7 protein-coding genes are annotated in these 10569 nt (G+C 67.5%); 3 read left to right on the forward strand and 4 right to left on the reverse strand.

What is annotated here, in order from left to right:
- A partial coding sequence (locus Y706_RS0102760; RefSeq protein ID WP_028275367.1) for a LysR family transcriptional regulator occupies positions 1 to 926 on the reverse strand: 926 nt, incomplete at its 3' end.
- Positions 927 to 1068: 142 nt separating this feature from the next.
- On the opposite strand from Y706_RS0102760, the gene Y706_RS0102765 reads away from it, so the two are divergent.
- The gene (locus Y706_RS0102765; RefSeq protein ID WP_028275368.1) at positions 1069 to 2532 is read left to right on the forward strand and encodes an amino acid permease; all 1464 of its coding nucleotides are present in this window, start codon (positions 1069 to 1071) and stop codon (positions 2530 to 2532) included.
- A gap of 322 nt (positions 2533 to 2854) precedes the next feature.
- The gene (locus Y706_RS0102770; RefSeq protein ID WP_028275369.1) at positions 2855 to 6409 is read left to right on the forward strand and encodes a proline dehydrogenase family protein; all 3555 of its coding nucleotides are present in this window, start codon (positions 2855 to 2857) and stop codon (positions 6407 to 6409) included.
- Between the two features lie 132 nt (positions 6410 to 6541).
- On the opposite strand, the gene Y706_RS0102775 is transcribed toward Y706_RS0102770, so the two are convergent.
- Both Y706_RS0102775 and Y706_RS0102780 read right to left on the reverse strand, forming a co-directional pair.
- Positions 6542 to 6937, reverse strand: a complete 396-nt coding sequence (locus Y706_RS0102775; RefSeq protein ID WP_243180521.1) for a hypothetical protein — start codon at positions 6935 to 6937, stop codon at positions 6542 to 6544.
- Positions 6938 to 7178: 241 nt separating this feature from the next.
- A complete protein-coding gene (locus Y706_RS0102780) occupies positions 7179 to 8033 on the reverse strand; it encodes a LysR substrate-binding domain-containing protein (RefSeq protein ID WP_028275371.1) in 855 nt (284 codons plus the stop codon).
- 139 nt (positions 8034 to 8172) lie between these two features.
- On the opposite strand from Y706_RS0102780, the gene Y706_RS23260 reads away from it, so the two are divergent.
- Positions 8173 to 9570, forward strand: coding sequence for an MFS transporter (locus Y706_RS23260; RefSeq protein WP_043434396.1), 1398 nt, complete (start codon positions 8173 to 8175; stop codon positions 9568 to 9570).
- 36 nt (positions 9571 to 9606) lie between these two features.
- On the opposite strand, the gene Y706_RS23265 is transcribed toward Y706_RS23260, so the two are convergent.
- Positions 9607 to 10569: Rossmann-fold NAD(P)-binding domain-containing protein (locus tag Y706_RS23265; protein ID WP_043434399.1), on the reverse strand; the 963-nt coding region annotated here is incomplete at its 5' end.

Raw genomic sequence — 10569 nt, forward strand, 5'->3', positions numbered from 1 at the left:
GGGCCGAGGAGGCCCGCGGCCGCCGCCGGCACGATGGATGCCGCCGTCACCGCCAGGATTTCCCGGGCCGCCAGCAGCGCGGGCCGCCTGGCGCTCGAGCGCCGCACCGAGGTGAACACCGTACGGTGCGGATCCCCGGGCAGGTCCAGGAGTTGCGCGCTGGTGCCGCGGCCGGTCCACACGAGGTCGGGCATCAGGGCCACCGCATTTCCGGATTCGATCAGCCGGATCTGGGCCTGCAGGTCGGCGGTTTCAAAGCGGACGTCGGGCTCAAACCCGGCGCTCCGGCAGGCCTGCTCGGCCCAGTGCCGGGAGGCCGCTCCGCGGGGTTCCATCACCCAGGCCAGCCCCGCGGTATCGGCCAGCGTCCTAATGGGGTCGCGGTCGGGCGAGGGCGGCGGAACGGCGAGCCGGATGGCGTCGCGGGTCAGGGCCACGCGGTCCAGTTCGGCGTAGTGCGGGGCGGCGTGGCCCGGGTACTGCTCGGCGATCACGAGGTCGAAGTCGCGGGCCCACGTCTCGTGAAGGGCCGTCTCCGGTTCCCGCTGGGTCATTTCGACCCTGACTTCCGGGTAGCTGGCGGTCATTCTGGTCAGGGTGTCCGGCATGAGCGCCAGCGCGGCAGACTGGAACACCGCAATCCGCACGGTGCCGGTGACCGTGGTCAGCGACGCGGCCAGGTCCGCCTCCGCCTGCTCGAGGGTCTCCAGGAGCTGGGAGGTGTGGGCCACCAGGACTTCGGCCTGCGGGGTCAGCTGGACCCGGCGCCCGGTCTTGCGGAGGAGCTCCACCCCGGCCTCCTTCTCAAGGAGGGCCAGTTGCTGCGAAACTGACGACGGGCTGTACTGAAGCGCTTCGGCCACTTCGGCCAAAGTGCCCCGGATCTTCAGTTCGCGCAACAGTCGCAAACGCCGGACGTCGAGCATCGCTATTCCTTTGTGAATCCTGACGGTTATTCATTAAGAGAATTCACTTTATCTAATGCAACCGGGCTTGCATACTGTTCTCACTCGATATGCCCCATCACAGGGTGGAGTGATGGGCACCGCACCTAAGCAGGAGGCCCTCATGGCTACACGGGATTTGTCACAGTCGATCATGCGGCGCAAGCCCATCGACGACATCGAGGAAGAAAACAAACACAGCGGTCTGCACAGGAGCCTGGGGCTCTGGCAGTTGACGGCCATCGGCGTCGGCGGCATTATCGGCGTCGGCATCTTCTCCCTGGCGGGCCTTGTGGCCCACGGCAGCGAGTCCGAGCCCGGAGTCGGGCCGGCCGTGCTCGTCTCCTTCCTGATCGCCGGCCTGGCATCCGCCGCCGCGGCGCTGTCCTACGCGGAGTTCGCAGGAATGATCCCGCGGGCAGGCTCGGCCTACACCTACGGCTACGTCGCCCTCGGCGAGATCATCGGCTGGTTCATCGGGTGGGACCTGCTGCTGGAGTACATCGCCATCGTCGCCGTGGTGGCCATCGGCATCTCGGGCTATTTCGACGCGTTCCTCTCCGGTATCGGCATCCATATGCCCGCCTGGATGACCGCGACGCCGGATGAAGGCACCGGCGGCATCATCAACCTTCCCGCGATCCTCGTCTGCCTGCTCGTGACCTGGATCCTCTCCCGCGGCACCAAGACCTTCGGCCGCTTCGAACTGATCGCCGTCGGCATCAAGGTGCTGCTGATCCTGTTCATCATCGGCTTGGGCATTTTCTACGTGAACACCAACAACTACAACCCGTTCTTCCCCAGCGGTTTCGGGCCCGTGGTGGCCGGCTCCGCTACGGTGTTCTTCGCGGTGTTCGGCTACGACGCCATGAGTACTGCGGCGGAGGAAGCCACCGACGGCAAGAAGCACATGCCCAAGGCGATCATCCTCTCGCTGGTCATCGCCATGCTGCTCTATGTCGCCGCCACCCTGGTGCTCACCGGCATGCAGAACTTCACGGAGATCGACCCCAAGGCCGGCTTCGCCTCCGCCTTCAACAGCGTTGGCCTTCCGGTGATCGCGACGATCATCTCCGTGTTCGCCGTCCTGTCCATCCTTACCGTGATGCTGACCTTCCTCCTCGGCGTCACCCGCGTCTGGTTCTCGATGAGCCGCGACGGCCTGCTTCCCGGCTGGTTCTCAAAGACGGACCGGCACGGCACGCCCCAGCGCGTGACCTGGATCGCCGGTGTCGGGGCCGCAATCCTGGCCGGCGTCCTCCCGATCAAGGCCGTCGCGGACCTGACCAACATCGGCATCCTGGCCGCGTTCGTCGTCGTCTGTGTGTCGGTGATCGTGTTCCGGTACAAGAAGCCGGACGCCCCGCGGACGTTCCGCCTGCCGCTGATGCCCCTGGTTCCGGCGTTCGGCGTGTTTGCCTCGCTCTTCCTGATGTTCCAGCTGCACTGGGAGACCTGGCTGCGGTTCGTCGTCTGGCTCATCGTCGGCCTGATCATCTACTTCACGTACGGCCGCAGGCACTCGCTGATGAACCCGGACAGCCCGCGGCACGAGGAGATCGTGGAGATGCACCGCCCCCTGACCTAGCCGCCCCACCCCCACCCAACGCTCCCTCACTTCCCGCAGCAAATATTCGGACGTTCCCTCAGGTCCGGTGCAATATCGGCGAACCCTCTCTCACCTCTTGGGAGAGGGTTCGCCGGTTCGGTGCGGGAAGTGCGGGAGCGTCGCTTGAATAAGTGCCAGAAGTGCGGGAGGGTCGGGGCGGTTGCCGAACGTTCGGACGGGGACCGGAAGCATCGGTTTTTCTAACCGGTATTGCTCAGAAAACTTCGCTTTATCTTATGAAAATCCGGTCGCATACTGTTTCGTAAGAGGTCCACATTTTGAGAAAGAACGTGTTTCAGCCATGACCAACATCTCCACGGAGCCCGGCGCCACCACCGGAAACGCCGCAGGCAACGACGCCACGCACGCCGCCGTTTCGGAAGGCTCCACGGTCCTTGAGGCCGCAGCCCTCGCCGAGGACACCATCGCGCTCGTGCGCCACTGGCTCACCGAGGCCGCAAAGGTGCCCGTCGACGCCTCGGCCGAGCAGCTCGCCGGGGTCCTGAAGGACCCCAACGGCCTGGACTTCACCGTCGGGTTCGTCGACGGCGTCGTCCGTCCCGAAGACCTGCAGGTCGCCGCCCGCAACCTCGCCGCACTGGCCCCCAAGGTCCCGGCCTTCCTGCCCTGGTACATGCGCAGCGCGGTCCGCCTCGGCGGCGCCATGGCCCCGGTCCTGCCCCAGGTGGTCATCCCGGTCGCCCGCCGGGTGCTGCGTGAAATGGTCGGCCATCTCATTGTCGACGCCACCGACGCCAAGCTCGGCCCGGCCATCGCCAAGATCCGCAAAGACGGCATCAAGCTCAACGTCAACCTCCTCGGCGAGGCCGTGCTCGGCGAACACGAGGCCTCCCGCCGGCTCGAGGGCACGCACACCCTGCTGTCCCGGCCCGACGTCGACTACGTCTCGATCAAGGTCTCCTCCACCGTGGCCCCGCACTCCGCCTGGGCCTTCGACGAGGCCGTCGAGCATGTCGTGGAGAAGCTCACCCCGCTCTTCGCCCGCGCCGCCTCCTACGCGTCCACTGGCCAGAAAGCCAAGTTCATCAACCTGGACATGGAGGAATACAAGGACCTGGACATGACCATCGCGGTCTTCACCCGGATCCTGGACAAGCCCGAGTTCAAGAACCTGGAGGCCGGCATCGTGCTCCAGGCCTACCTCCCGGATGCCCTGTCCGCCATGATCCGCCTGCAGGACTGGGCCGCCGCCCGCCGCGCCGACGGCGGCGCCGCCATCAAGGTCCGCGTCGTCAAGGGCGCCAACCTGCCGATGGAGCAGGTCGAGGCTTCCCTGCATGACTGGCCGCTCGCCACCTGGGGCACCAAGCAGGACTCGGACACCAACTACAAGCGGGTCATCAACTACTCGCTGCACCCGGACCGGATCCGCAACATCCGGATCGGCGTCGCCGGCCACAACCTCTTCGACATCGCCTTCGCCTGGCTCCTGGCCAAGCAGCGCGGCATCGCGGATAGCGCACAGCAGAGTATCGAATTCGAGATGCTGCTCGGCATGGCACAGGGCCAGGCCGAAGCCGTCAGACAAGATGTCGGCTCCCTCCTGCTCTACACGCCCGTGGTCCACCCTGCCGAGTTCGACGTCGCGATCGCCTACCTGATCCGCCGCCTCGAAGAGGGCGCCAGCCAGGACAACTTCATGTCCGCCGTGTTCGAACTCAGTGAAAACGAAACGTTGTTTGAGCGCGAGAAGCAGCGCTTCCTCGCCTCGCTCGCCAAGCTCGACGACGAGGTCCCGGGCCCCAACCGGCTGCAGAACCGTGCCCTTCCGGCCGCGCCGCTGCCGCACGACTCGTTCGAGAACACTGCCGACACGGATCCGTCGCTGCCCGCGAACCGCGACTGGGGCCGCGCCATCCTGGGCCGCGTGACGACGTCGACACTGGGCAACGCCTCCGTCGAGGCCGCCACGATCAACGATGCCGCGACCCTGAATGCCGTGATCGATACCGCCGTCGAGAAGGGCAAGGCCTGGGGTGCACTCTCCGGCGCCGAGCGCGCCGAAATCCTGCACCGCGCCGGCGACGTCCTCGAGGCCCGCCGCGCGGACCTTCTCGAGGTCATGGCCTCCGAGACCGGCAAGACGATCGACCAGGGCGATCCGGAGATCAGCGAGGCGGTCGACTTCGCGCACTACTACGCCGAGTCCGCCCGCAAGCTCGACGACGTCGACGGCGCCACCTTCCTCCCGGCCAGGCTCACCGTCGTGACGCCGCCGTGGAACTTCCCGGTCGCCATCCCGGCCGGCTCCACCCTTGCGGCCCTCGCCGCCGGCTCCGCCGTCGTGGTCAAGCCCGCCAAGCAGGCCCGCCGCAGCGGCGCCGTCATGATCGAGGCCCTCTGGGAGGCCGGCGTTCCGCGCGACGTGCTCACCATGGTCCAGTTGGGCGAGCGGGAACTCGGCCAACAGCTCATTTCCCACCCGGCCGTGGACCGCGTCATCCTGACCGGCGGCTACGAGACCGCCGAGCTGTTCCGCTCGTTCCGCAAGGACCTGCCCCTGCTGGCCGAGACCAGCGGCAAGAACGCCATTATCGTCACCCCGAGCGCGGACCTGGACCTCGCGGCCAAGGACGTCGCGTACTCCGCGTTCGGCCACGCCGGCCAGAAGTGCTCCGCCGCCTCGCTGGTGATCCTCGTCGGTTCCGTGGCGAAGTCGAAGCGCTTCCACAACCAGCTGATCGACGCCGTCACCTCGCTCAAGGTCGGCTACCCCCAGGATCCGGCGAGCCAGATGGGCCCGATCATCGAGCCCGCCAACGGCAAGCTCCTGAACGCCCTCACCACCCTCGGCGAGGGCGAGACCTGGGCCGTCGAGCCGCGGAAGCTCGATGATTCGGGCAAGCTCTGGAGCCCCGGCGTGCGCTCCGGTGTCCGCCGCGGATCCTACTTCCACCTCACCGAGTTCTTCGGCCCGGTCCTGGGCGTTATGACCGCAGAGACCCTCGAGGAGGCCATCGCGATCCAGAACCAGATCGAATACGGCCTCACCGCGGGCCTGCACTCGCTGAACAGCGAGGAGCTGGGGATCTGGCTGGACAGCATCCAGGCCGGCAACCTCTACGTCAACCGCGGCATCACCGGCGCGATTGTCCAGCGCCAGCCCTTCGGCGGCTGGAAGAAATCCGCCGTCGGCGCCGGCACCAAGGCCGGCGGCCCGAACTACCTCGTCGGCCTCGGCGAATGGGTCAGCAAGCCCAGCACCGCCGCCGGCACCCCGGGCGCTGCTCCCGCCCACGCCGGCGTCCGGCGGATCGAGGACGCCGCCAAGGGCTTCCTGACCGCCGACGAACTCGCGCCGCTGCAGCGCGCGCTCGCCTCCGACGCCCGCGCCTGGGCCGAAGAGTTCGGCACCGCGAAGGACGTCTCCGGCCTGAGCGCGGAACGCAACGTCTTCCGCTACCGTGCTCTGCCCGTCACGGTCCGCCTCGCGGAAGGCGAGCCGCTTGCCGGCCTCGTCCGGACCGTCGCCGCCGGCGTCCTGGCCGGGTCCGTCCTGACGGTCTCCACCGCCGTCGAACTGCCCGCCCAGCTGCGCGCCGTCCTGTCCGGGCTTGGCATCGCCGCGACTGTTGAGAACGACGCCGAATGGCTCGCTTCCGCCGGCACCCTCGCCGCGGCGGGCAAGCTTTCCGGCGCCCGGATCCGGCTGATTGGCGGGGACGCCAAGGCGCTGGCCGAGGCCACGGGCGGACGCCCGGACCTGGCGGTGTATGTCCACCCCGTCACGGAGGCCGGACGCGTGGAACTGCTGCCGTTCCTGCACGAGCAGGCCATCAGCATCACGGCGCACCGCTTTGGCACGCCCAACCACATCTCGGACGCCCTGATCTAGCCCGGGGCTGCTAAAACCCCGGCTCGGGCGTGCTGGAACCCTGAAACCCAAAAAACGCCGCCGCCGTGCAGGCACCATATGGTGCGGCACGGCGGCGGCGTTTAACGGCGAAGGCGCTAAGCGGAGTCGGGGCTAGCCGAAGTACCAGCCCGGCGGGACCCAGGAAGCAGGGACCGCGTGGGCGGAGAAATCGTCGCAGCCCGAGCAGAAGTAGGTGACCTCGCCGAGCTTGCTGACCGAGCCGTCCCTCCGATGCGTGGCCGGGACGAAGGTCTCAAGGTAAATGAACTCGTCCGTGCCGCAGCGTTCGCAGTACGGGCTGGCCACATAATCGGACTCTGCGAGGGTAGTCGGGCGGATTCCCCGTTGGCCCGGGGTGGCCGCGTGCTGGACCGCGGCCGAGTGCTGCATTCCGGCGGTCGAGTGGTGCATGGCCGCTGCGGGGTGGGCCGGCGCGGTTACCTGACGGGAGGATTTTGTCGCGTGGGCGGCGGGGGCGGGCAATCGGGGGTGATTAATGGCTGGCATCAATGGCGGCCTATCCCGAACGCTCCGACGCCAGCCACAGGGCGTCAGCGACGGACAGCGTTCGTTATTCGAATCGTTGTCGTGGGCCACTGCTTGACCTCGAACGGTGGATCTTAAGTAGTGTCAGGATAGATGAAGTACGTGCACCGTTCAATGGTCAAGTAAGTACTGCCCGGGTCCGGGTAGTCCGCCCCGTAGGTACCGTGGCAGGATCAGCGTTGGCTGCGGGACCGCCCGCGCGTCAGGACGGTCGCTTCAGGGTCCGGCCCACGATCGCCTGAGTGAGGGCATCGATCACCTCGGTATTGGCCAGCGGATTGCGGATGAGCGTGAAATCGACGTCGCCCACCGGCGGCAGATCGAAGCGCCGGGTGATGATTTTCAGGTCCTCCGGCACCAGGGAGGAAGGCATCACCGCCACACCGATGCCGGCCCGGACGGCGGCCAGTACGCCGCTGATTTGGCGTGTGGTGCAGGTGATCCGCCAGGTGCGCCCGGTGGCCTCCAGGGCGTCGATCGCAAGCTTCCGGCTCAGGCTGGGGGAGGGGTACGCGATCAGCGGGACAGGATCAGCCGGTTCCAGCACGGTCTGCTCCAGACCGACCCAGGCGAAGGCGTCCTGCTGGACCACGGTCCCGTCCTTGGCCCCGGCCACCCATTTCACGAAGACCAGATCCAGCTGCCCGGCATTCAGGCGCTTGTAGAGCTGGTCGCTCTGCCCGACCGTCAGCTCGAGGTTGATCTGGGGATAGATCTGCCGGAACTCCCGGAGGATGCGTGGCAGCCCGGTGATGGCGAGATCATCGGCCGTGCCGAAGCGCAGGCGGCCGCGCATGGCGGAGCCGGAGAAATAGCGGGCGGCGGAGTCGTGCGCGGCGAGGATGCTCCGGGCGAACCCGGCCATGGCATCGCCGTTGTCGGTCAGGCGTACATCCCGGGTATCCCGGGCAATCAGCACCCGCTTGGCGGCGGTCTCCAGCTTGCGGACGTGCTGGCTGACGGTGGGTTGGGCCAGGCCGAGGCGCTCGGCGGCCTTGGTGAAACTCAAGGTTTCGGCCACGGCCAGGAACGAGCGGAGCTGGGCGGGTTCGAACATGGCGGTCTCCGGATCGGTGCCGCATACCCTGCATTGCGTTTTGTAATGCGAGTTATGCGTGGAATAGGCTTCCATAATTTCTTGGGGCCAGCCTAGCGTTAAGTCCATCCCACTCACCCGCTCTTTTGAGGACTTTTCCGTGGCACCCCCTCCGCCGCTAGAGGCGAACGCAGCTTCCCTGCCGGACACCATCACCCAACCACTCGCCGTCGTCAGCCAGCCTCTGCCTTGGCGCCACACTTTCATTTCGCTCAAGGTCCGCAACTTCCGCGTCTTCGCGATCGGGCACTTCGTCGCCGTCATCGCGCTCTGGATGCAGCGGATCGCCCAGGACTGGCTGGTGCTCCAGCTCTCCGGTTCCGTCACCGCCGTCGGCATCACCGTGGCCCTGCAGTTCCTGCCGTCGCTGTTCCTCGGCCCGTGGGCCGGCATGATGGCGGACCGCTTCGCGAAGCGGAAGATCCTCATGCTGTGCCAGTCGGTGGCCGCCGCATTGGCCGCGGTCCTTGCCGTCCTGGCGCTCAGCCACCGGATTGAGGTGGGGCACATCTACGCGATCGCGCTGGTTCTGGGCCTCGTGACCGTGCTGGACCAGCCGGCCCGCCAGGTGTTCGTGAACGAGCTCGTGGGCCCCGGCTATCTGCGAAACGCGATCAGCGTGAACTCCACGATTTTCCAGCTGGGCGGGCTGATCGGTCCTGCGATCGCCGGGATCCTGCTGACCGCCGTGGGGGCCGGCTGGGCCTTTGCCGCCAATGCGGTGGCGTGCTGCTTCACGGTGGCCATGCTCCTGAGCCTGCGCAAGGACCAGCTGCATGTCAGCACCCCGGCCGCCAAGCGCCCGGGCATGCTGCGGGAAGGGCTGGACTATGCGCTCAGCAAGCCCACCATCTACTGGCCCTGGCTGATGGCCGGGTTCATCGCGGTGTTCGCGATGAGCCTGCCGGTGCTGCTGGCCGCGTTCGCGGACCACGTGTACGACGCCGGTGCCGGCGGCTATGGGCTGCTCAACACGCTCGTGGCCCTCGGCGCCCTGGCCGGCGCGATCACCTCGGCCCGGAGGCGCGCCCTGCGGCTGCGCTCCGTGGTGCTCGGCGCCGGAATGTACGGGCTCATGCTGTGCCTGGCTTCCCTGGCGCCGTCCATGGCGTGGTTCGGCGTGGCCATGGTGCTGGCCGGATTCTGGTGCCTGATGTTCCTGACCGCCGCGAACCAGCTGGTCCAGGTCAGCGCGAACCTGGCCATCCGCGGGCGGGTCATGAGCCTGTACATCATGGTGCTGATCGGCGGCCAGGCGATCGGCGGCCCGATGATGGGCTGGCTGGCCGAGCACGCGAACCCGCACACCGCCGTCCTCGTCTCCGGCGGCGTCCCGGTGCTGGCTGCCGCGACCGTCGCCGTCGTCCTCGCCCGGCGCGGGCAGCTCATGCTCAAAGTGGACCTGAAGGACCGGCGCCGGCTGCTGCGGATCGTCCGGACCGATTTCCGCACCGAAAAAGGACAGCCGCTACGCGGATCCACGCAGCGGCCGTCCTAATTCGTCGCGGAAAACCGGGAGGCGTGCAATAACCCCTTAGAGCGCCAAGGGGCGGTGCGGGAACTCGGCCTCCCGCTGCTGGAACTGCAGCACATCCGGGTTCAGGACCACGCCGTCGCGGATTTCGATCGCGCGGCGGATGGTCTCGTTTCCCGCCCAGGCCTCGGGGCCGGACACCACGGTCTCGAGGAACGGCAGCAGCGCCTCGCTGATTTCCCAGCTGGCGGAATTCCACAGATAGGACGGGCTGTGGTCCACGGCGTAGTAGTCGATGTGGTCACCCACTTTGAACATCGGCTCGGCGAAGGTGGTGGTTTTCGCCCAGCTGAAGCCCATGCCCTCGTCGCAGGAAACGTCCACGATCAGGCTGCCGGGCCGGAAGGCGGCCAGGTCCCCGGTGCGCAGGTAGGTCAGCGGCGCGTTGGGGTCCTGCAGCGTGCAGTTGACCACGATGTCGCTCGCGGCCAGGAACGGCGCCAGCGGCACGCGCCCGCGCTCGGTGATGACCTCGCTCAGGAACGGCGCCTCGCTGTCATGGTCGAACTGCGCGATGCGGACCGAGTGGATGGGAGAGCCAACAGCGGCAACACCGCGGTTGGTCAGCACCTGCACGTCATGGACACCGTGGGCATTCAGCGCCGTCACGGCGCCGCGGGCGGTGGCCCCGAAGCCGATCACGACGGCGCTCAGCCGGCGGCCGTAGTCTCCGGTGGAACCGGTCAGCGCCAGGGCATGCAGCACGGAACAGTAGCCGGCGAGCTCGTTGTTCTTGTGGAAGACATGCAGGCCGAAGCCGCCGTCGCTGGCCCAGTGGTTCATGGCCTCGAAGGCGATCAGCGTGAGTTTCTTGTCGATCGCCAGCTGGGTGATGGCCCGGTCCTGGACGCAGTGCGGCCAGCCCCACAGGACCTGCCCGTCCCGGAGCTCGGCCAGGTCCTCGGGCTGAGGCTTGGGCAGGAGGACGACGTCGGCTTCCGCCAGCAGCTGCTGTCGGGGCGC

The sequence above is a fragment of the Arthrobacter sp. I3 genome, from assembly GCF_000520575.1.
Taxonomy (GTDB): domain Bacteria; phylum Actinomycetota; class Actinomycetes; order Actinomycetales; family Micrococcaceae; genus Arthrobacter; species Arthrobacter humicola_A.